This window comes from Streptomyces sp. NPDC006385 (genome assembly GCF_040612485.1).
GTDB lineage: Bacteria > Actinomycetota > Actinomycetes > Streptomycetales > Streptomycetaceae > Streptomyces.
This window is the reverse complement of the sequence record NZ_JBEXQG010000002.1, coordinates 39,881-61,630: the sequence shown is the minus strand read 5'-3', so window position 1 is coordinate 61,630 and position 21,750 is coordinate 39,881. Positions and strand designations below refer to the sequence as shown.

Below are 21,750 nucleotides of genomic sequence, written 5' to 3'. Positions count from 1 at the left end.
CGAGGGCGGCGGGAACCCTGTGCATGCGCATCAAGCTGCGCACATGCAGTACGTTCGGGTCATGCCCCAGCCCGCCAAGTCCTCACGTACACCAGCCACGCCCGACGTGCCGGAGAGCGCCGCAGGCAGTCGCGCGGCCGCCCAGCGACTCAAGATGCGCCGAGAACTGGCGGCCGCCGCGATGGAGCTGTTCGCGACCAAGGGGTACGAGGCGACCACCGTCGACGAGATCGCGGCCGCGGCCGGCGTCGCCCGCCGCACGTTCTTCCGCCACTTCCGTTCGAAGGAAGAGGCGATCTTCCCGGACCACGACGACACGCTGATCCGGGCGGAGGCCGTACTCAACGCGGCACCGGCGCACGAGCACCCGCTCGACACCGTGTGCCGCGGCATCAAGGAAGTCATGCGGATGTACGCGGCCCGGCCGGAGATCTCGGTCGCCCGCTACAAGCTCACGCGCGAGGTGCCCACCCTGCGTGAGGCGGAGATCGCCTCGGTGGCCCGCTACGAGCGCCTGTTCACCCGCTACCTCCTCGGCCACTTCGACGAGCACGCGCACGACGACGACGCCAACGACGACCCGCTGCTCGCGGAGGTCGCCGCGTCCGCGGTCGTCACCGCGCACAACCACGTCCTGCGGCGCTGGCTGCGCGCGGGCGGCCAGGGCGACGTGGAGGCACAGCTCGACCACGCCTTCGCGATCGTGCGCAGGACGTTCGGGACGGGCATCGGGGCGGGCCGGGAGAGCGCGCCGCGTACAGCGCCGGCCTCCGTGGGCTCGGAAGGGGAGGTGCTGGTTGCGGTGGCCAGGACCGACGCGCCGCTCGACGAGGTGATGCGGACCATCGAGCAGGCGCTCAAGGAGCGCTGAGGCACCTCTTCCGCTGTGCTGACGGCCACCCCCCAGGGTGGCCGTTTTGGCATGTCAAAGCCCCTTTTCAACCTTCCCTCCAGGGCGATTCGATCGATCATCGCTCATTTGTTACGTAAAGATTTCATCTGAGAGCAAGTTCTGGCACCCAGTGCCTTGCCAGGTGACACGCCGTGCCATACGTTGAAAGTGTCCGGGCGGCCGGCGTGCAGAGACCTTTCGTACGCCGGCTGTCCCCGCAAGCCCCTCCCGGGGCCTGCGCGCCCGGCGCCTGCGTCACAGGCAACCTCCCGCGCCACAAAGCGCTGCCGAACAGCACCACCCGCCGAACCGACGGCAACCAACCCAAACCCTCAGCAGCACCGACGTAACCCTCAGCACCCCTCCCTCAGGGTGCGCATCGCCGGAGGCAACACCGTGACCGTGAAGGACATCCTGGCCGCGATCCAGTCGACCGACTCCACGTCGGAGGACTTCGCCGCCCTGCCGCTGCCCGAGTCGTACCGCGCGATCACCGTGCACAAGGACGAGACGGAGATGTTCGCGGGCATGACGACCCGCGAGAAGGACCCGCGCAAGTCGATCCACCTGGACGAGGTTCCGCTGCCGGAGCTCGGTCCGGGCGAGGCCCTGGTGGCCGTCATGGCCTCGTCGGTCAACTACAACTCGGTGTGGACGTCGATCTTCGAGCCGCTGTCGACGTTCGGCTTCCTGGAGCGCTACGGCCGCACCAGCGAGCTGGCCAAGCGCCACGACCTGCCGTACCACATCATCGGCTCCGACCTCGCGGGCGTCGTCCTGCGCACCGGCCCGGGCGTCAACGCCTGGCAGCCCGGTGACGAGGTCGTCGCGCACTGCCTGTCCGTCGAGCTGGAGTCCAGCGACGGCCACAACGACACCATGCTCGACCCCGAGCAGCGCATCTGGGGCTTCGAGACCAACTTCGGCGGCCTCGCCGAGATCGCGCTGGTCAAGTCCAACCAGCTGATGCCCAAGCCCGACCACCTCAGCTGGGAGGAGGCCGCCGCCCCCGGCCTGGTCAACTCCACCGCCTACCGCCAGCTGGTCTCCCGCAACGGCGCCGGCATGAAGCAGGGCGACAACGTCCTGATCTGGGGCGCGAGCGGCGGACTCGGGTCGTACGCCACGCAGTTCGCGCTGGCCGGCGGCGCCAACCCGATCTGCGTCGTCTCCTCGCCGCAGAAGGCGGACATCTGCCGCTCCATGGGCGCCGAGGCGATCATCGACCGCAACGCCGAGGGCTACAGGTTCTGGAAGGACGAGAACACCCAGGACCCCAAGGAGTGGAAGCGCTTCGGCAAGCGCATCCGCGAGCTCACCGGCGGCGAGGACATCGACATCGTCTTCGAGCACCCCGGCCGTGAGACCTTCGGCGCGAGCGTCTTCGTCACCCGCAAGGGCGGCACCATCACCACCTGCGCCTCGACCTCGGGCTACATGCACGAGTACGACAACCGCTACCTGTGGATGTCGCTGAAGCGGATCATCGGCTCGCACTTCGCCAACTACCGCGAGGCCTGGGAGGCCAACCGGCTCATCGCGAAGGGCAAGATCCACCCGACCCTGTCGAAGGTGTACTCCCTTCAGGACACCGGCCAGGCCGCGTACGACGTGCACCGCAACCTCCACCAGGGCAAGGTCGGCGTGCTGTGCCTGGCCCCCGAGGAGGGCCTGGGCGTGCGCGACGAGGAGATGCGCGCCAAGCACATCGACGCCATCAACCGCTTCCGCAACATCTGAGACACCCGGGGTCATAGATGACTGAGCGTCAGCCCGCCGAAGGCAAGCGGGAGAAGGACCGGCCGTGGCTCATGCGGACCTATGCCGGTCACTCCACGGCCGAGGCGTCCAACGAGCTGTACCGGCGCAACCTCGCCAAGGGCCAGACCGGCCTGTCGGTCGCGTTCGACCTGCCGACGCAGACCGGCTACGACTCCGACCACATCCTCGCCCGCGGCGAGGTCGGCCGGGTCGGCGTGCCGGTCGCGCACCTCGGTGACATGCGCCGGCTGTTCCAGGACATCCCCCTGGAGCAGATGAACACCTCGATGACGATCAACGCCACCGCCATGTGGCTGCTGGCGCTCTACCAGGTCGTCGCGGAGGAGCAGGGCGCGGACATCACCAAGCTCCAGGGCACGACCCAGAACGACATCGTCAAGGAGTACCTGTCGCGGGGGACCCATGTCTTCCCACCGGGGCCCTCACTCCGGCTGACGACGGACATAATCGCGTACACGGTCTCCCACATCCCGAAGTGGAACCCGATCAACATCTGCAGCTACCACCTGCAGGAGGCGGGCGCCACGCCGGTCCAGGAGATCGCGTACGCGATGTCCACCGCGATCGCGGTTCTCGATGCCGTACGCGACTCAGGGCAGGTCCCCGAGGAGAAGTTCGGGGACGTCGTGGCCCGTATCTCCTTCTTCGTGAACGCGGGCGTCCGCTTCATCGAGGAGATGTGCAAGATGCGGGCGTTCGGGCGGATCTGGGACCAGATCACGCGCGAGCGGTACGGCATCGAGAACCCCAAGCAGCGTCGCTTCCGGTACGGCGTCCAGGTCAACTCCCTCGGGCTGACCGAGGCGCAGCCGGAGAACAACGTCCAGCGGATCGTCCTGGAGATGCTGGCCGTGACCCTCTCCAAGGACGCACGCGCGCGTGCCGTGCAGCTGCCGGCCTGGAACGAGGCGCTGGGTCTGCCCCGCCCCTGGGATCAGCAGTGGTCGCTGCGCATCCAGCAGGTCCTCGCGCACGAGAGCGACCTGCTGGAGTACGAGGACATCTTCGAGGGCTCGCACGTCATCGAGGCGAAGGTCGCCAAGCTCGTCGAGGAGTCCCTGGCCGAGATCGAGCGGATCCAGGAGATGGGCGGCGCGATGGCCGCCGTCGAGTCCGGCTACCTCAAGTCGCAGCTCGTCTCCTCGCACGCCGAGCGCCGTGCCCGTATTGAGTCCGGTCAAGAGAAGATCGTGGGCGTCAACATCTTCGAGACGACCGAGCCCAATCCATTGACGGCCGACCTCGACACGGCGATCCAGACAGTCGATCCAGCTGTCGAGGCCCGCGTCATCGCCGCCCTCCAGCACTGGCGCGACACCCGCTACCAGCCGCCCTTCAACCACCCGCGCCCCTGCAAGGCGCTGGAGCGGCTGAAGGAGGCAGCGAAGGGCACCGCCAACCTCATGGAGGCCACCCTGGAGTGCGCCCGCGCCGGCGTCACGACCGGCGAGTGGGCCGGGGCCCTGCGCGAGGTGTTCGGCGAGTTCCGGGCGCCGACCGGTGTCTCGTCGGCGCCGGTGGCGGTCGCCGCCGAGGCGGGTTCGGCCCTGTCCGAGGTCCGCCGCAAGGTCGACCTGACGGCCGAGGACCTCGGCGTCGGCAAGCTGCGCTTCCTGGTCGGCAAGCCGGGCCTGGACGGGCACTCCAACGGCGCCGAGCAGATAGCCGTCCGCGCGCGTGACGCCGGGTTCGAGGTGGTCTACCAGGGCATCCGTCTGACGCCGGAGCAGATCGTGGACGCGGCCCTGGCGGAGGACGTGCACGCGGTCGGCCTGTCCATCCTCTCCGGATCGCACGCGCAGCTGGTGCCGGACGTGCTGGAGCGGCTCCGTGTGGCCGGTGCCACAGATATACCCGTGATCGCCGGTGGCATCATCCCGAATGGTGACGCCGAGCAGCTCAGGGCCGCCGGAGTGGCCGCCGTCTTCACCCCGAAGGACTTCGACATCACCGGGATCATCGGCCGCATCGTCGACGAGATCCGCAAAGCGAACAAGCTCGACCCCCTGGAGGTCCCCGCATGACCACGGTCAACCGCCTTCGCCCCCGGCGTTCCTGCCTGGCGGTACCGGGCTCGAACCCCCGCTTCCTGGAGAAGGCACAGGGCCTCCCGGCGGACCAGGTCTTCCTCGACCTGGAGGACGCGTGCGCCCCGCTCGCCAAGCCCGAGGCGCGGCACACCATCGTCAAGTTCCTCAACGAGGGCGACTGGACGGGCAAGACGAGGGTCGTGCGCGTCAACGACTGGACGACCGAGTGGACGTACCGCGATGTCGTCACGGTCGTGGAGGGCGCCGGCCAGAACCTCGACTGCATCATGCTGCCGAAGGTCCAGGACGCCCAGCAGATCGTCGCCCTCGACCTGCTGCTGACGCAGATCGAGAAGACCATGGGCTTCGAGGTCGGCCGCATCGGCATCGAGGCGCAGATCGAGAACGCCCAGGGCCTGAACAACGTCAACGAGATCGCGCAGGCGTCCCCGCGCGTCGAGACGATCATCTTCGGCCCGGCCGACTTCATGGCGTCGATCAACATGAAGTCGCTGGTCGTGGGCGAGCAGCCGCCCGGCTACCCGGCGGACGCCTACCACTACATCCTGATGAAGATCCTGATGGCCGCCCGCGCCAACAACCTCCAGGCGATCGACGGCCCCTACCTGCAGATCCGCAACATCGACGGCTACCGCGCGGTCGCCCAGCGCGCCGCCGCCCTCGGCTTCGACGGCAAGTGGGTGCTGCACCCGGGTCAGGTCGAGGCGTCCAACGAGATCTTCTCGCCCTCGCAGGAGGACTACGACCACGCCGAGCTGATCCTGGACGCGTACGACTACTACACGTCCGAGGCGGGCGGCAAGAAGGGCTCCGCGATGCTCGGCGACGAGATGATCGACGAGGCCAGCCGCAAGATGGCGCTGGTCATCTCCGGCAAGGGACGCGCGGCGGGCATGCGGCGCACCAGCAAGTTCGAGATCCCGGAGGCGTGAGCGCGATGCAGTTCGGACGCACCTACGAGGAGTTCGACGTCGGGGCGACGTACAAGCACTGGCCGGGCAAGACGGTCACCGAGTACGACGACCACCTGTTCTGTCTCCTCACCATGAACCACCACCCGCTCCACATGGACACGAACTATGCGGAGCAGACGACGGACTTCGGCAAGAACGTCGTCGTGGGCAACTACATCTACTCCCTCCTGCTCGGCATGTCCGTCCCGGACATCTCCGGCAAGGCGATCGCCAACCTGGAGATCGAGTCGCTCAAGCACGTGGCGCCGACCTTCCACGGCGACACGATCTACGGCGAGACGACGGTGCTCGACAAGTGGCCGTCGAAGTCGAAGAACGACCGCGGCATCGTCTACGTCGAGACCAAGGGCTACAAGCAGGACGGCACGCTGGTGTGCGTCTTCCGCCGCAAGGTGATGGTGCCCACCGAGACGTACATCAAGGAGCGCGGCGGCGAGCAGCCGGGCCGCCCGGAGCTGACCGCACCTGCGGAGAAGAAGACGGAGAAGTGATGGCGCGCCTCGCCCAGACCGCCGGTCTGACGGACATCCAGCAGGAGATCCTCTCCACCGTCCGGGACTTCGTCGACAAGGAGATCATCCCGGTCGCGACCGAGCTGGAGCACCGCGACGAGTACCCGCAGCAGATCGTCGACGGCCTCAAGGAACTGGGCCTGTTCGGCCTGATGATCCCCGAGGAGTACGGCGGCCTGGGCGAGTCCCTCCTGACGTACGCCCTGTGCGTCGAGGAGATCGCGCGGGGCTGGATGTCGGTGTCCGGCATCATCAACACGCACTTCATCGTGGCGTACATGCTCAAGCAGCACGGCACGCAGGAGCAGAAGGACCACTTCCTGCCGAAGATGGCGGCCGGCGACATCCGCGGCGCCTTCTCGATGTCGGAGCCGGGCCTGGGCTCGGATGTGTCGGCCATCACCTCCAAGGCGGTCAAGGACGGCGACGAGTACGTCCTGAACGGTCAGAAGATGTGGCTGACGAACGGCGGGACGTCAACTCTGGTTGCCGTACTCGTCCGAAGTGACGAAGGACACCCCGAGGGCACCGCGCCCCACAAGTCGATGACGACCTTCCTGATCGAGAAGGAGCCCGGCTTCGGCGAGGTCCGCCCCGGCCTCACCATCCCCGGCAAGATCGACAAGATGGGCTACAAGGGCGTCGACACGACCGAGCTCATCATGGACGGCCTGCGAATTCCGGCCAATCGAGTGCTCGGCGGCGTCACCGGCCGGGGCTTCTACCAGATGATGGACGGCGTCGAGGTCGGGCGTGTCAATGTGGCGGCGCGTGGCTGTGGGGTCGCTCAGCGTGCGTTCGAACTCGGTGTCCGGTACGCCCAGCAGCGCCACACCTTCGGCAAGCCGATCGCCCAACACCAGGCGATCCAGTTCAAGCTGGCCGAGATGGCTACCAAGGTCGAGGCCGCCCATGCCATGATGGTGAACGCGGCACGCAAAAAGGACTCCGGGGAGCGAAACGACCTTGAGGCCGGTATGGCGAAGTACCTCGCCTCCGAGTACTGCAAGGAGGTCGTGGAGGACGCCTTCCGGATCCACGGCGGCTACGGCTTCTCCAAGGAGTACGAGATCGAGCGCCTCTACCGAGAGGCCCCGATGCTGCTGATCGGTGAAGGTACTGCCGAGATCCAAAAAATGATCATCGGTCGCAGGCTGCTCGAAGAGTATCGATTCCAGGGCTGATTGTCCGGATACGGGGTGTTTTCTTGGAGAAGAAGATCACACCCCGTCAACACTCTTCGGCCGCCGACTCGGCTTCCTGGCTTGCCCAGTTGTGGTCCGCGACCGGTACGATCCCGGGAAAGCCGCCGTCCCCTGATACCGCGCGGCATCATCCGCTACGAAGGTCATCCATGCCCCACAGCCAAACCTCTGCACCACGCGACAGCCAGGTCGGCGGCGTACGCCTCGCGCGCGGAGCATCGCCGTGGCTTCTCCCGACCGTCGCCACCGCAGCCGTCAGCCTGCTGCGCGCACGCCGCTCCGGCGTCGCCAAGGCCGTCGCCGTGCCCGCCACCGCTCTCGCGGCGGGCATGCTGTGGTTCTTCCGCGACCCCGAGCGTGAGATCGCCCAGGGCCGGGTCATCTCGCCCGCCGACGGTGTGGTGCAGAGCATCATGCCGTGGAAGGACGGCCGCACTCGCGTCGCGATCTTCATGAGCCCGCTGAACGTCCACGTCAACCGTGCGCCGCTCTCCGGCACGGTCACGTCCGTGGAGCACATCCCCGGCGGGTTCGTTCCGGCGTTCAACAAGGAGAGCGAGAACAACGAGCGCGTCGTCTGGCACTTCGACACCGAACTCGGCGACATCGAGATGATCCAGATCGCCGGCGCGGTGGCCCGTCGGATCGTCCCCTACATCCCGCAGGGCACGAAGGTCGAGCAGGGCGACCGGATCGGCCTGATCCGCTTCGGCTCGCGTGTCGACATCTACCTGCCCGAGGGCGTGGAGGTCGCGGTCGAGGTGGGGCAGAAGACCGTGGCTGGGGTGACTCGCATTGACCGTGATTGATCCTGAGACCCAGCCCGGCTGGGTGCCCGAGGCCGACGAGGTCGACGAAGAGGAGGAGATGCCTCTTTCTCTCCGCCTGTCGATAGCGGACACCCTCACTCTCGGCAACGCCACGTGCGGCTTCATGGCGGTGTACTTCACCACCACCGGCATCCTGATCCCGCACCTCTCGGGTGACGATCTGGGCATGGCCCGCAACAGCGCGGCCACGGCCGTGATACTGATGCTGTGCGCGGCTGTCTTCGACCTGTTCGACGGCCTTGTCGCCCGCAAGCTGCGGTCGTCGCCGATGGGTGCGGAGCTGGACAATCTCTCCGACCTGATCAGCTTCGGCCTGGCGCCCGCGTACTTCGTCCTCGTGTACGGCATGGTCGCGCGGGACGCGCATGAGCGGGTCGCGGCGGTGGGCGCGATCGTTGTGCTGTTGGCGGTGGTGCTGCGGCTTGCCCGCTTCTCGTGCGTCACCGTGAAGGACGGCACGTTCCAGGGCATGCCCTCGCCATTCGGTGCGCTCACGGTCGTCTCGATCGTGCTGCTCGAACTGCCGTTCGAGGCGACACTGCTGGCGGTCGTCGGTACCGCGTGGCTGATGGTGAGCCGGGTCGAGTACCCGAAGCCGCGAGGCATCCTCGCTGTGGCGGTGCTCGGCTGGATCGTGTCCGCCATGGGCCTGCTGGCGGCGTGGGCGTTCGACGCGCCGGGCGGCCAGGTGCTGCTGCAGATGGGCTGCGCGCTGCAGATCGTGATGGCGGCGACGATCCCGCTGTTCGCCACGGCCCGCCGGGTGAACACCTTCCGTGACAACCGACGCGAGAGCCGCGAGGCGCGGGCGGCGCAGGTCCCGTAGTCCGGCTCGTACGTCGCCCGAGGGCCCGGACCGAATCACGATTCGGTCCGGGCCCTCGGGCTTCCCGCGGCAGCACCCTCGACGCCCTACCGCCCGCGGACAATCCCAGGACATGCGGGACGGCCGCGCCCGTCGGCGGTCAGGTCAGGAAGTCCCGCGCGATCGACTCCGCCACGCGTTCCAGGAGAGGGCCCGCCTGGGCCATGGACTTCGCCGGGTCCGGTTCGAGCGCCGACAAGGCGTACGCGCGGCGGATGCCCGCGTGGCCCAGGGCCTCCGGGAGGAGGGCCAAACGGCCGCAGACCGCGACGACCTCGATGCCGCGGGCGCGGGCCGCCGCCGCGACGCCCGCCGGGGCCTTGCCGTGCAGGGTCTGCTCGTCGAGGGAGCCCTCGCCGGTGATGACGAGGTCGGCACGCTCCAGGGCGGAGGCGAAACCCAGGACGTCGAGCATGACCTCGATGCCGGGCCGGAAACGGGCACCCAGCAGCAGGGCGCCGTAGCCGATGCCGCCCGCGGCGCCTGCTCCGGGCGCGGCGGCGTGCTCGGCGGCCTCGGGGCCGACGGTCTCCTCAAGGATCTTCGCGTAGTGCGCGAGGGCCGCGTCCAGCGTCGCCACGTCGTCCGGCGAGGCGCCCTTCTGCGGGCCGTACACCGCCGGTGCGCCCTTCGGACCGGTCAGCGGGTTGTCGACGTCGCTGGCGAGCACCAGTTCGACGGAGGTCAGCCTCGGGTCCAGGCCCGACAGGTCGGCGGTGGCGAGGTCACCCAGTCCTCCGCCGCCCGGGGTCACCGGCTCCCCGGCCGCGTCCAGGAAACGCGCGCCCAGCGCGGTCAGCATGCCCGCGCCGCCGTCCGTGGTGGCGCTGCCGCCGACGCCGAACACGATCGTGCGGGCACCGGCGTCCAGGGCGGCGCGCAGCAGCTCGCCGGAGCCGTACGTGGACGCCGTGAGGGGAGCGAAGACGCCGGCGGGCAGCCGCTGCAGGCCGCTCGCCTCGGCCATCTCCACGACCGCGGTGTCGCCGCGCAGCGCGAACGCCGCCGTCACCTCGTCTCCGAGGGGGCCGGCGACCCGCGCCTCCCGCCGCTCGAAGCCGGCCGCGGCCGCCGCGTCCACGGTCCCGTCGCCGCCGTCGGCCACCGGCATGGCCTCGATCTCGATGCCCGGCAGGACGCGGCGCAGACCGGCCGTCACCCGCTCGGCGACCTGCACGGCCGTGAGTGAGCCCTTGAACTTGTCCGCGGCGATGAGCACGCGCTGTGTCACCTGTTTTCCCCTTGCTCTCCGGGCCTCGCGCACGTCAAGGCCAGTCGCGCCGCTGCGACCTTAACCGGAGGACGCCCGTGGCGTCATGCCCTGCCCGGAGCCTGAGAACGCCCCGCGCCCCCCGAACGCGTACCGTCGGACCCCGCGCGGGCGCCCCCGGAATTGGGTAGACCGGTCCTATGACCCCTGTGGGCACTGAGCCAGAGCTCGCCGACCGCATCCTCGGGGGCTGGCTGGGCCGGATCGCCGGCAACATGCTCGGCAAACCGGTCGAGCAGGGCGACCTGTGGACGCGGGAGAGGATCGACCGCTATCTGCGGCAGGCCGCCGCCCTGCCCCTCACCGACTACCTGCCCGAGCCGATCAGCGAGAGCGACGGCTTCGAGCTGCGCCCCGAGTGGCGCCAGTGCGTGCGCGGCCGTATCCACGGCAGCTGCCGTGACGACGACGTCGACTACGCCATCCTCGGCCTCGACCTGCTGGAGACCCACGGCTTCGCCTTCAGCACCGAGCAGGTCGGCGACCTGTGGCTGCTGCGGCTGCCGTATCTGCAGACCTTCACTGCCGAGCGGGCCGCGTACCGCAACCTCGCGAACGGTCTGAAGCCGCCGCTCACGGCCACGTACGACAATCCGTACCAGGAGTGGATCGGCGCCCTCATCCGCGCCGACATCTACGGCTGGACCTGCCCGGGCGTCCCGCACCGCGCCGCCTCGCTCGCCCGCCGGGACGCGGTGCTGTCGCACACCGGCAACGGCGTGTACGGCGCGATGTGGGCGGCGGCGCTGATCGCGGCGGCGTTCACGGCGTCCACCGTCCGGCAGGCGGTCGACCAGGCGCTCACCGTCATTCCGGCGAGCAGTCGCCTCGCCCGTACCGTACGCCGGGTCGTCTCGCTCCACGACACCCGGATGACCTGGGAGGACACGCTCGCCACGGTCGCCGACGAGACCGCCGGGCTCGGCTGGATCCACACCGTCCCGAACGCCGCCGTGCTCACCGCGGGGCTGCTGTACGGCGACGGGGACTTCACGCGGACGATCACACTGACGGTGCGCGGCGGCCTGGACACCGACTCCAACGGGGCGACGGCCGGTTCGGTGGCCGGTGTGCTGACGGGGGCGGAGGCGATCCCGGACCAGTGGACCGCGCCGCTGGAGGACACGGTCCGCAGCGCGGTGTTCGGGTTCGACGGGGTGCGGATCAGCGAGCTGGCGGAGCGGACGGTGCGACTGGCGGAGGCCGGGGTGTAGGTGCGGGCGGGGTGCGCCGGGGGCGCGTCGCTGCGCGGGGCGTGTGCTTCCGCAGGCGGGGCCGGTGGCCGGTGTGTGGCCGCGGCGGCTGGTTACCCTACATCGATGACCATCACGCCAGACTTCGCCACGTACATCGCGGGTCTCCCCCGTGTCCTCGCGGGTGCGGCCGCCCTCTTCCGGGACGCCGAGGGCCGGGTGCTGCTCGTGGAGCCCAACTACCGTGAGGGCTGGGCGCTTCCGGGCGGCACGATCGAGTCGGACGACGGCGAGACGCCCCGCCAGGGCGCGCGTCGCGAGACGGCCGAGGAGATCGGCCTGGACCGGGAGCCGGGCCGGCTGCTCGCGGTGGACTGGGTGCGCGGGACGGGTCGGCCGCCGCTGGTGGCGTACCTGTACGACGGTGGGGTCCTCGGCGAGGACGACTTGAAGGCGATCCGGTTGCAGGAGGAGGAGCTGCTGTCCTGGCGGCTGGTCCCGCGCGAGGAGCTCACCGCTCATCTGCCGGGCGCCCTGGGCCGTCGCGTCCTGGCCGCGCTGGACGTCCTCGCGGACGGCGGGGGCACGGTGGAGTTGGAGAACGGGCACCCGGTGAACTCCGGAGCCGTGTGAGTGCGTGCTGAGTGCCCGGTGTCTCCGGTGTCTCCGGTGTCTCCGGAGCGGTACGAGTCCGTCCCGTGTCTCCGGCGCCGTCCCGTCGCGGAGTCACCGGTCTCGACCACGGCCGATATCCGTTCGCCCCGGCCACCGGGCCCGCCCTACCCTCGGTGACATGACCAAGCCGCCCCTCGTCACCCTCCTCAGTGGCGCCGGTATCTCCACCGACTCCGGTATCCCGGACTACCGCGGGCCCAACGGACTGTGGCGGCGCGATCCGGAGGCCGAGAAGCTCGTGACGTACGAGTACTACATGGGTGATCCGGAGATCCGGCGGCGCTCCTGGCGGATGCGGCGGGCGAACCGCACGCTCAAGGCCGAGCCCAACGCGGCGCACCGGGCGGTGGCCGAGCTGGAGCGGTCCGGGGTGCCGGTGCGGGTGATCACGCAGAACGTGGACGGGCTGCACCAGCTCGCCGGGATGCCCGCGCGCAAGGTGCTGGAACTGCACGGGAGCGCACGCAGCGTGGTCTGTACCAAGTGCCATGCGCGCGGGGCGATGGAAGACGCCCTCGCGCGGGTCGAGGCCGGTGAGGCGGATCCTCCGTGCCTGGAGTGCGGCGGGATCCTGAAGTCGGCGACGGTGATGTTCGGCGAGCGGCTCGATCCGGTGGTCCTCGGTGAGGCGGTCGCGATCACCAAGGCGTGCCAGGTGTTCATCGCCGTGGGCTCCAGCCTTCAGGTGCAGCCCGCCGCGGGGCTCGCGGGCGTCGCCGCCGACCACGGCGCCCGGCTGGTCATCGTCAACGCCGAGCCGACGCCGTACGACGACCGCGCCGACGAGGTGATCCGGGAGCCGATCGGCACCGCCCTGCCGAAGCTGCTGCGCGGGCTGGGCGAGTGGAACAGCCGCTGCGCGGGCGAGGCGCGCGGCCACTGACGCGGTCGGCGGCGGTGCTCGATCCTGCTTGTCCGAGTGCGCGATCACCAGTACTCCGTCCAGGTCCACGGTCACCTGCCCGTCGGCGCCCGGAGCCCGGTCTGCGGCAGCAGGACCGAACCGGCCTGCGAGACCACGGCCCTGGAAAGTGCCTCCGCCAGGGGCGGGAACGCGTGTCGGGAACCCCAGCTTCCTGGGGCGCGTTCCTCTCTCTCGAGAGGGGGGATCCCATGACTGAGGATCTGACGATCGGCGAGCAGATCGTGCTGCTCGCACTGGACGAAGAGACCGGCACCCTGCGCGAGGCGCACTTGCGGGTGTCCCTGGCGGTTTCGGCGGCCGCCTTGCTGGAGCTGAGCTTCTCCGGGTACCTGACGGAGCGTGACGGCGCACTCGTCGTCGCTGGAGGGTCGACGCCTGTGGATCCGGCGGCCGCGGCCATGGCCGAGCACATGCGGAGCCATCCCGAGGAGACGCCCCGGGAGTGGCTGCTGGCCGTACGCGAGCAGGCACTCGACACGGCGTACCAGGGGCTGTTGGAGAAGAGACTGGTACGGGAGCAGGGACGACGGGTCCTCGGCGCCTTCGGATCGGTGAAGCACCCGGTCACGGGCCTGTCGGAACTCGCGGCGCTGCGAGCGCGGCTGGCAGCCGTCCTCGCACAGGACCAGGACCCCGATGAGCGCACGGCGGCGCTGATCACCGTACTGCACCACGCGGGCCTCCAGACCGTCATGCCGCAGAGCCCCGGGGCGGAGGCACGCGAGTACCGTCTGGCCGCGATCGCCGAGGGACAAGGCCAGGCCGCGGCACTCGGAGACACCATCCGCACCACGGTTGCCGCCATCACCGCGGTCATCGCCTCGACAGCCGCCCTGTAGGCAAGGCGCCGGGCAGGGCGACGTATTCGCTCCTTCGCTTTGACGAGCAGAAGCAATCCCCCGAGCAGGACGACCCCCACCGTCCTGAAGACCAGGGTCGACACCGGCGTTGGGGTCGCCTCCGAGCCCTCTCAGGCGTAGCCGTAGGCGTCACGGATCTCAGGGCCTGCTCTTGCCGGCGCTGATGCCGAGGTCTACGGCTTCCGCGAACAGCGCCGTTCCGCTCTCGAAGTCCAGCAGCCGTCGCTTGCGGGCCAGGCCGCCGCCGTATCCGGTGAGGCCGCCGTTCGCGCCGACGACGCGGTGGCAGGGCACGATGATGCCGATCGGGTTCTTGCCGTTGGCGAGGCCGACCGCGCGGGAGGCGCCCGAGTTGCCGAGGGCGTCGGCGAGTTCGCCGTAGGAGCGGGTCTCGCCGTACGGGATCTTCCGCAGTTCCGCCCAGACGCTGCGCTGGAACGGCGTGCCGCGCAGGCTGAGTTCGAGGGTGAACTCCTTCAACTCGCCCGAGAAGTAGGCCTTCAGTTGCTCCTCGACGGCCGCGAAGGGGGCCTCGTCCCGCGTGCCGAAGGTCTCCTGCGGCGGGCGGTGGCGTTGGTCGGTCATGTAGAGGCCGCACAGGGCGCCGTCCTCGGCGACGAGCGTGAGGGGGCCGTAGGGGCTGTCGATGACGGTGTGCTGCTTCATCTGCGGTTCCTTACGTCCTTATACGGGGAGGAAGTTGATCGGGTGGCTGTCCGTCGCCCACAGGTACTGGACGGCGTACGCCCGCCAGGGGCGCCAGGCGGCCGCGCGGGCCGTGAGGGCCGCCGGGGTCGAGGGCAGGCCCAGCTCCTGGGCGGCGCGGCGGATGCCGAGGTCGGTGGGGAGGAAGGCGTCGGGGTCGCCGAGGGCGCGCATCGCGATGACGTCGACCGTCCAGGGGCCGAGTCCGGGCAGCTCCAGCAGTCGGGCCCGGGTCGCGGGCCAGTCGCTGTCGGGCCCCAGCCGCACGTCGCCGTCGGCGAGTCGGCGTACCAGTGTGGTGAAGGTCGTGCGGCGGGTGCGGGGCATCGCCAGTGACTCCGGGTCCACCGAGGCCAGCGTCTCGGGGGCCGGGAAGAGGTGGGTGAGGCCGCCCTCGGGGTCGTCGACGCGCTCGCCGTGGGCGGTGACCAGGCGGGCGGCGTGGGTGCGGGCGGCGGCCGTGGAGACCTGCTGGCCGAGCACGGCCCGTACGGCGAACTCCGCCTCGTCGACCGTGCGCGGGACACGGCGGCCGGGCGCCTTGTCGACCAGCGGGGCGAGCAGCAGATCCGTGCGCAACTGGTCGTCGATCGCGACCGGATCGGCGTCCAGGTCGAGCATCCGGCGGCACCGGCTGATCGCGACGGTCAGATCGCGCAGGTCGCTGAGGGTGAGGCGGCAGGCGATGTGGTCGGGCCGGGGCGACAAGGACACGATGCCGTGGCCGTACGGCAGCCGGAGCGTGCGGCGGTAGGCGCCGTCCCGCCACTCCTCGACGCCGGGGACGGCGGTCGCCGCGAGGTGGCCGAAGAGGTTGTCGGGGTTGAGCGGGGCGCGGAACGGCAGGCGCAGGGTCAGGGTGCCGGCGGTGTCGGCCGAGGTCCCCGGGTTGCTGCGCGGTGCGCGGGCGCGCAGGTCGGTCGGGGCGAGGGCGAAGACCTCGCGCACGGTGTCGTTGAAGGTGCGGATGGAGGCGAAACCGGCCGCGAAGGCGATGTCCGCCATGGGCAGGGGCGTCGTCTCGATGAGGAGTCGGGCCGCCTGGGCGCGCTGGGCGCGGGCCAGGGCGAGCGGACCGGCGCCGAGTTCGGCGAGGAGCTGGCGTTCGATCTGCCGGGTGCTGTAGCCGAGCCGGGTGGCGAGGCCCGGCACGCCCTCGCGGTCCACGACGCCGTCGGCGATCAGTCGCATCGCGCGGGCCACGAGGTCGGCGCGCTGGTTCCACTGCGGTGAGCCGGGGCTGGTGTCCGGGCGGCAGCGTTTGCAGGCCCGGAACCCGGCCTGCTGGCAGGCCGCCGCACTCGGGAAGAACCGCATGTTCTCCGCCTTGGGCGGGACCACGGGGCAACTGGGCCGGCAGTAGATCCCGGTCGTCACGACCGCGGTGAAGAACCAGCCGTCGAAGCGGGCATCCTTGGACTGGACGGCGCGCACGCAGCGCTCGGTGTCGGTGTGCATCCCCTTCTGCATGCACCCAGCATCGACCACCGGCCGGACGAGGACTGGCGAGAATCCGACATCAACCTCGGTTGTGCTGGGAGCCGCCGGATCGTCGGGGAAGCCGGACCCGGGATTCCCCTCCCACACATGAAGGATCATTCATGTGTTTGTGTACGATGAGTAAGATACCCCTCATGGGTCATGGAGCCGTCACCGCCGCGCAGGACGCCACCGAACGCGTACGCCTGGACGCGGCCAACGTCGCCAAGGTGGCCACCACCCTCCAGGCCCTGTCCACGCCGTCCCGCCTGCTGATCCTGGCGCGTCTGCGCGAGGGGCCGCTGCCGGCCACGGAGTTGGCGGCGGAGGTGGGCATGGAGCAGTCCGCCTGCTCGCACCAGCTACGCCTGCTGCGCAACCTCGGCCTGGTGGTGGGCGAGCGACGCGGCCGCTCGGTCGTGTACGCGCTGCACGACCACCATGTCGCCGAGCTGCTCGACCAGGCCGTGTACCACGTGGAGCATCTGCGCCTGGGCATCAGCGACGCGACCGAATGAGCCGCGGCGCCCGCCCGGCGACGCTATGAGCCGCTCGGAGCCGTCGGGCCCATGCCCCGCGCCTGCTGGATGGTTCCGCCCAGCCGGGGGCGGAGCTGCTCCAGCAGCCCCGGCTCGGCGCTGACCACCCAGCGGGTGCCGACGAGGTACCTGCCCCCGTAGACGGCGGCAGCGTCCAGCCAGGTCCGCTTGTACTTCTCGGCGGGGAACGTCGTGATGAGGTAGTCGCCCTTCTTGGTGCGGCAGACGCCCTCACGCAGTTCGTCGGCCTCGGTGCGGATCTCCACCTCGCAGCCCGTCAGGGCGGCGATCACCTCGACCTTCGCCGGAGCCACGACGCCGGCCGCGGTGGCGGCGACGTTCGTCGGGCCGGTCTTCGCGGCGCCCTCTTCGTCCTTGCCTTCTTCGCCCTTGCCTTCGCCGCACGCCGTGACCAGCAGCAGGAACAGGAGAACCAGACTGCCGGCCGAGGCGATGCGGCCGGTGTTTTCACGCTGTGACTGCACGCAGAGTGGTACGGATCGCCGCCGGGAGCCGTTCACCTCGTGTGTCGGGTGGAGGGTTCGATCGGCAACCAGCGGTCGACGTAACCCCGCAGCCCGTCCAGGCCGGCACCGCGCGCGACGTAGCCGAGGTGGCCGTCCGGGCGTACGAGTCCGTGGGCGACGCCCGGCCAGGGGCCGCGGTCGTCGAGGCGGTGCACGGTGATCAGGTCGGCCCGGCCCGCCAGCACCGGGTCCACAGCCCGGTCCGGCCAGAGGTGCGGCGGCCCGGTCAGGAGCAGGTGCCAGCCCGGGGCGGCGATCCGCGCCTGGAGCCCTCGCGGCAGGTCGGGCAGCCGGTCCCCGGCCCGCGGTCCGCGCCGGGGCGGTCGTGGGCCCGTCGCGGAGACGGGACTGCGCCGGTAGTGGATGCCGAGTTCGGAGACGGTACGGAAGACCCAGGCGCGCGGCGCTGTGGCGCGCACCGCCGACGGGGCGATGTGCGGGGCGAGTCGGGCGCGGGCCAGCCGGAGGAGGGGATGAGGGCTGGTGCCGATGACGAAGGCGCGGTCGGTGAAGCGCCGGACGCCGCGGCCTACCGGGGCGCGTTCGATGCCGTAGGTCTCCAGCAGTTCCTCCGGCGCGGCGCCCCGGCACACGAGAGCGATCTTCCAGCCCAGGTTGAGGGCGTCCTGGATGCCGGTGTTCATGCCCTGCGCCCCGGCCGGGCTGTGGATGTGGGCCGCGTCGCCGGCCAGGAAGCAGGGTCCGGAACGGTATTGGGCGGCACCGCGGTTGTGGAGCCGGAAGTCGGTCATCCAGACCGGATCCCGCAGGACCAGCCCCCGCGCCCCGTACCGGTCGGCGATCTGTCGCAGCAGCGGCAGGGTCACCTCGCCGTGCGGGGCGTCGGCCGGGCGCATGGCGAGCATCCGCCAGGGGGCGGGCGACCCGAGCGGGAAGAAGAACAGCATGCCGGCCCCGGTCATGTACGAGTGCACGGCGCCCGGCTCCAGCCCGTCGACGTCCAGGTCGGCGAGGAGGTACGTCTGCGGATAGGCGTAGCCCTCGAAGTCGATGCCGGCCAGGGTGCGCACGGTGCTGTGGGCGCCGTCGCAGCCGACGACGTAGCGCGCCGCGAGAGCTTCCTCCGTGCCGTCGCGATGGCGCAGGCGGCAGACGACGTCCGCCTCCTTCCGCTTGAGCCCGATCAGTTCGGTGCCGCGCTCGATCGTCACGCCGCGGGCAGCGAGGTGCGCACCGAGGACACTCTCCGTCTCGGCCTGCGAGAGGAACAGCAGGAAGGGGTAGGGGGTGTCGGTCAGCCCGATGTCGAAAAGCGGCAGGGACACCGTGCGCCGGGTCAGGTGCAGGCGCAGCCGCATCGCGGGATTGCCGCGGGCCACCAGCAGGTCGGTCACGCCGAACCCGGCCAGCGCCTCCAGTGTGCGGGGCTGGATGCCGAGCGCCCGGGACTCGCGCGCCCGGTCGAGGGAGCGGTCGACGAGACGGAACCCGGCCCCGTGAGCGCGCAGTTGAGCGGCGAGCGCGAGTCCCGTCGGCCCCGCGCCGACGACGAGCGCATCCAGCGGTGCCGTCATGTTGTCCACGGTAGGCGGAGGCGGAAAAACGAGGCCAGGGGCCTGACCCGCGCAAGCGGATCAGGCCCCTGGCTGGTTCCCGAGCTGCGGCATCGGACCGCAGCCCGGTCGGCACGGCTCGCCAGACACCGGTGCGCTGCCCTCGGCAAAACAATCCATGGACTGTCTGCCACGGCCCGTACTCCACCGGTAGGTCTCGCCATGGGGCACCGGTCCCGCACGGCCGACGGATTGTGTCGATCAGCCTCCGTCGACCTGCGGACGGCCTGACGACCTGTGCCATGGGCGACAGCGGTTCAGCACTGGCCCGTTCGGGGAACGCGGCTCAGAACGCGCTGTTGTCACAGCCCATCTGCGAGCCGAGGTGGGTGTCCTGGCCGCCCGAGTTGCCCTCACCGTTGAGAGCGTTGCCGAGCACGCCGTTGAGCAGGCCGACCTGGCCCAGGACGTCGACGTTCAGGTCGTGCGACTTGCAGCTCGAGCTCTGCAGGACGCTGTAGTGGCCGCCCTTGCCCTTGCCGCCGCCGTCGAGGCCCTGGGCGGTGGCGGTGCCGGCGCTCAGGAGACCGACGCTGCCGAGGGCGACGACCACGACCGCGGCCTTGTGAAGCTTGTGCATGTCATCTCCGATGGAGTGAGTGGGTGTGCGATCCGTGACAGATCGACTTCGTACAGTTACGGCAGATTAGTGTTAATAGACCGATATGCCCATGCGACGCGCCGAGATCCGCGATCTCGGTCGCCCGCCCGCCGAAGACCTGATGGAGACGGGTCGGCAACGGCCCGGCGCAAGCTCCTGGATCAGGTGCGGAAATCCGCGGACCGTGCGCCCGGCGCCGCACGGCTCAGCCCGTCCGAACCGGCTGAGATCGGATTCGTGCGCGCGGTGTTGACGTCTCCCCCGGACGGCTCTACGTTCCCACGCCATACAACGTACTTCATACGTCATATATGACATGCCGTTGAGCCATCCCGACCCATCCGCCGGCAGCGCTCCACGGCGGTCCGGGCGGGCCGCTGTCACGATGTCAGGAGGCCCCGCATGAACGGCACTCAGGTGCGTCCGCGCCCGGAGGGGGCGTTACCCGACGGCCGACGCTCCGCGAGTGCGAGCGAGGCCGACCGGGCGCGCGGACGGCGACGGCGCAGAGAGGCGCTCGCCGCGTACCTCTTCCTGGCACCGTGGTTCGGCGGGCTGCTGTTCATCACCGCGGGGCCGCTGCTGACCTCGCTGTACCTGTCGTTCACCGACTACAGCCTCATCGGGGGCTCGCAGTGGATCGGCCTGGACAACTACACCCGGATGTTCACCGAGGACCCGCGGTTCCTGAAGGCGCTCCAGAACACCACGATCTACGTCTTCGTCTCGGTGCCCCTCCAACTGGCCTTCGCGCTGCTGCTGGCGCTGGTGCTGGACCGGGGTGTGCGGGGCCTCGCCATCTACCGCTCGGTGTACTACCTTCCCTCGCTGCTCGGCAGCAGCGTGGCCATCGCCATCCTGTGGCGGAAGGTCTTCGGGGACGACGGCCTCGTCAACCACTTCCTGGGCCTGTTCGGCGTCGACGGGCGGAGCTGGATCGGCGATCCGTCCACCGCGCTCGGGACGCTCATCGTGCTGAACGTGTGGACCTTCGGCTCACCCATGGTGATCTTCCTGGCCGGTCTGCGGCAGATCCCGGTCAGCTACTACGAGGCGGCCGGCATCGACGGAGCGGGCAAGGTGCGGCAGTTCTTCCACATCACGGTGCCGCTGCTGACCCCCGTCATCTTCTTCAACCTGATTCTGCAACTGATCGGCGCCTTCCAGTCCTTCACCCAGGCGTTCGTGGTCAGCGGCGGAAACGGAAGCCCCTCGGACTCGACCCTCTTCTACACGATGTACGTGTACACCAAGGGCTTCAACTCCTTCGAGATGGGCTACGCCTCGGCGATGGCCTGGTTCCTGGTGATCATCATCGCCTGCCTGACCGCACTGAACTTCCTGATGTCGAAGTATTGGGTGTTCTACGGTGACAACTGAGGTGAAGACCGACAACGCCGCCCGGGCCGGGCTGAACGACACCCTGCTGGCCAGGGCTCTGCTCGCGCTCCGGGGGAAGAAGCTCCTGATCCACCTCGGCCTGATCCTCTTCGGCCTGGTGATGCTCTACCCGCTGCTGTGGATGATCTCCAGCGCCCTCAAACCGGAGGGGCTGATCTTCCGCGAGCAGGGGCTGATCCCCACCAGCGTCACCGGGCAGAACTTCGTCGACGGCTGGAACGCGCTGAGCAGCCCCTTCAGCCACTACCTGGTCAACTCACTGATCATCACGGGCGGCGCGGTGCTGGGGAATCTGACCGCCTGCTCGCTGGCCGCCTACGCCTTCGCGCGCATGGAGTTCCCGCTGAAGCGCCTGTGGTTCGCGGTCATGCTGGGGTCCATCATGCTGCCCCTGCAGGTGGTGATCGTCCCGCAGTACATCCTGTTCAAGCAGTTGGACTGGATCAACACGTTCTACCCGCTGATCGTCCCGAAGTTCCTCGCCACCGACGCCTTCTTCGTCTTCCTGATGGTGCAGTTCATCCGGACGCTGCCGCGCGATCTGGACGAGGCCGCGCGGATCGACGGGGCCGGCCACTGGCGGATCTTCAGCCGGATCATCATTCCGCTGTCGCTGCCGGCGCTGGCCACCACCGCCATCTTCACCTTCATCTGGACCTGGAACGACTTCCTCAGCCAGCTGATCTTCCTGACCGATCCGGACCAGCACACCGTGCCGGTGGCTCTGCGCACCTTCCTCGACTCGTCCGGTCAGTCCGCCTGGGGGCCGATGTTCGCGATGTCGGTGCTCTCCCTGGGCCCCATCTTCGGCTTCTTCCTGGCGGGCCAGAAGTACCTGGTCCGCGGGGTCGCCGTCACCGGCCTGAAATAGCAACGTACCGAAGGAGATT

Annotated in this window: 21 protein-coding genes and 1 pseudogene; 15 read left to right on the top strand and 7 right to left on the bottom strand. The window is 69.8% G+C overall.

All coding sequences use genetic code 11. The annotated features are described in order from the left end of the window. The first annotated feature begins 61 nt into the window (after positions 1-61). The 8 genes from ABZ078_RS01740 (at position 62) to pssA (ending at position 9,072) form a co-directional block, all read left to right on the top strand. Positions 62-871 (top strand): TetR family transcriptional regulator, encoded by an 810-nt coding sequence (locus tag ABZ078_RS01740; protein ID WP_356570561.1) that lies wholly within the window; start codon positions 62-64, stop codon positions 869-871. Positions 872-1,294: 423 nt separating this feature from the next. Further along, entirely contained in the window at positions 1,295-2,632 is a 1,338-nt protein-coding gene (ccrA, locus tag ABZ078_RS01735; RefSeq protein ID WP_356570892.1) for a crotonyl-CoA carboxylase/reductase, read from the top strand. 17 nt (positions 2,633-2,649) lie between these two features. Continuing rightward, positions 2,650-4,698, top strand: a complete 2,049-nt coding sequence (locus ABZ078_RS01730) for a protein meaA (RefSeq protein ID WP_356570559.1) — start codon at positions 2,650-2,652, stop codon at positions 4,696-4,698. Beyond that, positions 4,695-5,657 (top strand): CoA ester lyase, encoded by a 963-nt coding sequence (locus tag ABZ078_RS01725; protein ID WP_356570557.1) that lies wholly within the window; start codon positions 4,695-4,697, stop codon positions 5,655-5,657. The genes ABZ078_RS01730 and ABZ078_RS01725 overlap by 4 nt, the downstream gene beginning before the upstream one ends. Positions 5,658-5,662: 5 nt before the next feature. Beyond that, positions 5,663-6,190, top strand: coding sequence for a MaoC family dehydratase (locus ABZ078_RS01720; protein ID WP_356570890.1), 528 nt, complete (start codon positions 5,663-5,665; stop codon positions 6,188-6,190). Continuing rightward, positions 6,190-7,395, top strand: coding sequence for an acyl-CoA dehydrogenase family protein (locus ABZ078_RS01715; protein ID WP_356570555.1), 1,206 nt, complete (start codon positions 6,190-6,192; stop codon positions 7,393-7,395). Before ABZ078_RS01720 ends, ABZ078_RS01715 begins: the two co-directional genes overlap by 1 nt. 170 nt (positions 7,396-7,565) lie before the next feature. Further along, positions 7,566-8,225, top strand: a complete 660-nt coding sequence (locus tag ABZ078_RS01710; protein WP_003996602.1) for a phosphatidylserine decarboxylase — start codon at positions 7,566-7,568, stop codon at positions 8,223-8,225. Beyond that, positions 8,212-9,072 carry a CDP-diacylglycerol--serine O-phosphatidyltransferase gene (pssA, locus tag ABZ078_RS01705; RefSeq protein ID WP_356570553.1) on the top strand — a complete coding sequence of 287 codons (861 nt, stop codon included), beginning with the start codon at positions 8,212-8,214 and terminating at the stop codon, positions 9,070-9,072. Before ABZ078_RS01710 ends, pssA begins: the two co-directional genes overlap by 14 nt. 139 nt (positions 9,073-9,211) lie before the next feature. Here pssA and ABZ078_RS01700 read toward each other — a convergent pair whose 3' ends face one another. Continuing rightward, positions 9,212-10,342: a glycerate kinase gene (locus ABZ078_RS01700; RefSeq protein ID WP_356570551.1), complete on the bottom strand. Its 1,131-nt coding sequence runs from the start codon at positions 10,340-10,342 to the stop codon at positions 9,212-9,214. A gap of 179 nt (positions 10,343-10,521) precedes the next feature. Between ABZ078_RS01700 and ABZ078_RS01695 the strand changes: the two genes are divergently transcribed. From ABZ078_RS01695 to ABZ078_RS01680, 4 genes are all read left to right on the top strand, one after another. Further along, the gene (locus tag ABZ078_RS01695) at positions 10,522-11,595 is read left to right on the top strand and encodes an ADP-ribosylglycohydrolase family protein (protein ID WP_356570549.1); all 1,074 of its coding nucleotides are present in this window, start codon (positions 10,522-10,524) and stop codon (positions 11,593-11,595) included. A gap of 105 nt (positions 11,596-11,700) precedes the next feature. Beyond that, the gene (locus ABZ078_RS01690) at positions 11,701-12,207 is read left to right on the top strand and encodes an NUDIX hydrolase (protein ID WP_356570547.1); all 507 of its coding nucleotides are present in this window, start codon (positions 11,701-11,703) and stop codon (positions 12,205-12,207) included. A 160-nt stretch (positions 12,208-12,367) separates the two neighbouring features. Next, complete coding sequence (locus ABZ078_RS01685) at positions 12,368-13,132, top strand: Sir2 family NAD-dependent protein deacetylase (RefSeq protein ID WP_356570545.1); 765 nt, start codon at positions 12,368-12,370, stop codon at positions 13,130-13,132. Positions 13,133-13,362: 230 nt separating this feature from the next. After that, positions 13,363-14,013, top strand: coding sequence for a GPP34 family phosphoprotein (locus tag ABZ078_RS01680; protein ID WP_356570543.1), 651 nt, complete (start codon positions 13,363-13,365; stop codon positions 14,011-14,013). A gap of 159 nt (positions 14,014-14,172) precedes the next feature. Here the strand turns inward: ABZ078_RS01680 and ABZ078_RS01675 are convergent, their stop codons facing one another. Then, on the bottom strand, positions 14,173-14,700 hold the full coding sequence (locus tag ABZ078_RS01675; RefSeq protein ID WP_356570541.1) for a methylated-DNA--[protein]-cysteine S-methyltransferase: 528 nt from the start codon (positions 14,698-14,700) through the stop codon (positions 14,173-14,175). An 18-nt stretch (positions 14,701-14,718) separates the two neighbouring features. Further along, a complete protein-coding gene (locus ABZ078_RS01670; protein WP_356570888.1) occupies positions 14,719-16,197 on the bottom strand; it encodes an AlkA N-terminal domain-containing protein in 1,479 nt (492 codons plus the stop codon). Positions 16,198-16,373: 176 nt separating this feature from the next. Between ABZ078_RS01670 and ABZ078_RS01665 the strand changes: the two genes are divergently transcribed. After that, on the top strand, positions 16,374-16,736 hold the full coding sequence (locus ABZ078_RS01665) for a metalloregulator ArsR/SmtB family transcription factor (protein ID WP_062147904.1): 363 nt from the start codon (positions 16,374-16,376) through the stop codon (positions 16,734-16,736). Between the two features lie 23 nt (positions 16,737-16,759). Here the strand turns inward: ABZ078_RS01665 and ABZ078_RS01660 are convergent, their stop codons facing one another. From ABZ078_RS01660 to ABZ078_RS01645, 4 genes and pseudogenes are all read right to left on the bottom strand, one after another. Next, complete coding sequence (locus ABZ078_RS01660) at positions 16,760-17,242, bottom strand: hypothetical protein (protein ID WP_356570886.1); 483 nt, start codon at positions 17,240-17,242, stop codon at positions 16,760-16,762. A gap of 32 nt (positions 17,243-17,274) precedes the next feature. Further along, a complete protein-coding gene (locus ABZ078_RS01655) occupies positions 17,275-18,819 on the bottom strand; it encodes an FAD-dependent monooxygenase (protein ID WP_356570539.1) in 1,545 nt (514 codons plus the stop codon). A gap of 124 nt (positions 18,820-18,943) precedes the next feature. Continuing rightward, positions 18,944-19,102, bottom strand: a pseudogene (locus ABZ078_RS01650) (transposase); the annotation flags it as partial. Between the two features lie 42 nt (positions 19,103-19,144). After that, complete coding sequence (locus ABZ078_RS01645; RefSeq protein ID WP_356570537.1) at positions 19,145-19,438, bottom strand: hypothetical protein; 294 nt, start codon at positions 19,436-19,438, stop codon at positions 19,145-19,147. Between the two features lie 423 nt (positions 19,439-19,861). On the opposite strand from ABZ078_RS01645, the gene ABZ078_RS01640 reads away from it, so the two are divergent. Together ABZ078_RS01640 and ABZ078_RS01635 are read left to right on the top strand one after the other, a co-directional pair. Next, the gene (locus ABZ078_RS01640) at positions 19,862-20,839 is read left to right on the top strand and encodes a sugar ABC transporter permease (protein WP_356570535.1); all 978 of its coding nucleotides are present in this window, start codon (positions 19,862-19,864) and stop codon (positions 20,837-20,839) included. 1 nt (position 20,840) lies between these two features. Next, positions 20,841-21,731: a carbohydrate ABC transporter permease gene (locus ABZ078_RS01635; RefSeq protein ID WP_356570533.1), complete on the top strand. Its 891-nt coding sequence runs from the start codon at positions 20,841-20,843 to the stop codon at positions 21,729-21,731. Positions 21,732-21,750 lie beyond the last annotated feature (19 nt).

What these genes read in the sequence shown, in the direction of transcription:
- ABZ078_RS01655 (WP_356570539.1), bottom strand. Translation starts at nt 18,819, where the DNA reads ATGACGGCACCGCTGGATGCGCTCGTCGTCGGCGCGGGGCCGACGGGA.
- ABZ078_RS01725 (WP_356570557.1), top strand. Translation starts at nt 4,695, where the DNA reads ATGACCACGGTCAACCGCCTTCGCCCCCGGCGTTCCTGCCTGGCGGTA.
- ABZ078_RS01720 (WP_356570890.1), top strand. Translation starts at nt 5,663, where the DNA reads ATGCAGTTCGGACGCACCTACGAGGAGTTCGACGTCGGGGCGACGTAC.
- ABZ078_RS01675 (WP_356570541.1), bottom strand. Translation starts at nt 14,700, where the DNA reads ATGAAGCAGCACACCGTCATCGACAGCCCCTACGGCCCCCTCACGCTC.
- ABZ078_RS01740 (WP_356570561.1), top strand. Translation starts at nt 62, where the DNA reads ATGCCCCAGCCCGCCAAGTCCTCACGTACACCAGCCACGCCCGACGTG.
- ABZ078_RS01670 (WP_356570888.1), bottom strand. Translation starts at nt 16,197, where the DNA reads ATGCACACCGACACCGAGCGCTGCGTGCGCGCCGTCCAGTCCAAGGAT.
- ABZ078_RS01640 (WP_356570535.1), top strand. Translation starts at nt 19,862, where the DNA reads ATGAACGGCACTCAGGTGCGTCCGCGCCCGGAGGGGGCGTTACCCGAC.
- ABZ078_RS01645 (WP_356570537.1), bottom strand. Translation starts at nt 19,438, where the DNA reads ATGCACAAGCTTCACAAGGCCGCGGTCGTGGTCGTCGCCCTCGGCAGC.
- ABZ078_RS01690 (WP_356570547.1), top strand. Translation starts at nt 11,701, where the DNA reads ATGACCATCACGCCAGACTTCGCCACGTACATCGCGGGTCTCCCCCGT.
- ABZ078_RS01665 (WP_062147904.1), top strand. Translation starts at nt 16,374, where the DNA reads ATGGGTCATGGAGCCGTCACCGCCGCGCAGGACGCCACCGAACGCGTA.
- ABZ078_RS01680 (WP_356570543.1), top strand. Translation starts at nt 13,363, where the DNA reads ATGACTGAGGATCTGACGATCGGCGAGCAGATCGTGCTGCTCGCACTG.
- ABZ078_RS01695 (WP_356570549.1), top strand. Translation starts at nt 10,522, where the DNA reads ATGACCCCTGTGGGCACTGAGCCAGAGCTCGCCGACCGCATCCTCGGG.
- ABZ078_RS01730 (WP_356570559.1), top strand. Translation starts at nt 2,650, where the DNA reads ATGACTGAGCGTCAGCCCGCCGAAGGCAAGCGGGAGAAGGACCGGCCG.
- ABZ078_RS01685 (WP_356570545.1), top strand. Translation starts at nt 12,368, where the DNA reads ATGACCAAGCCGCCCCTCGTCACCCTCCTCAGTGGCGCCGGTATCTCC.
- ABZ078_RS01710 (WP_003996602.1), top strand. Translation starts at nt 7,566, where the DNA reads ATGCCCCACAGCCAAACCTCTGCACCACGCGACAGCCAGGTCGGCGGC.
- ABZ078_RS01715 (WP_356570555.1), top strand. Translation starts at nt 6,190, where the DNA reads ATGGCGCGCCTCGCCCAGACCGCCGGTCTGACGGACATCCAGCAGGAG.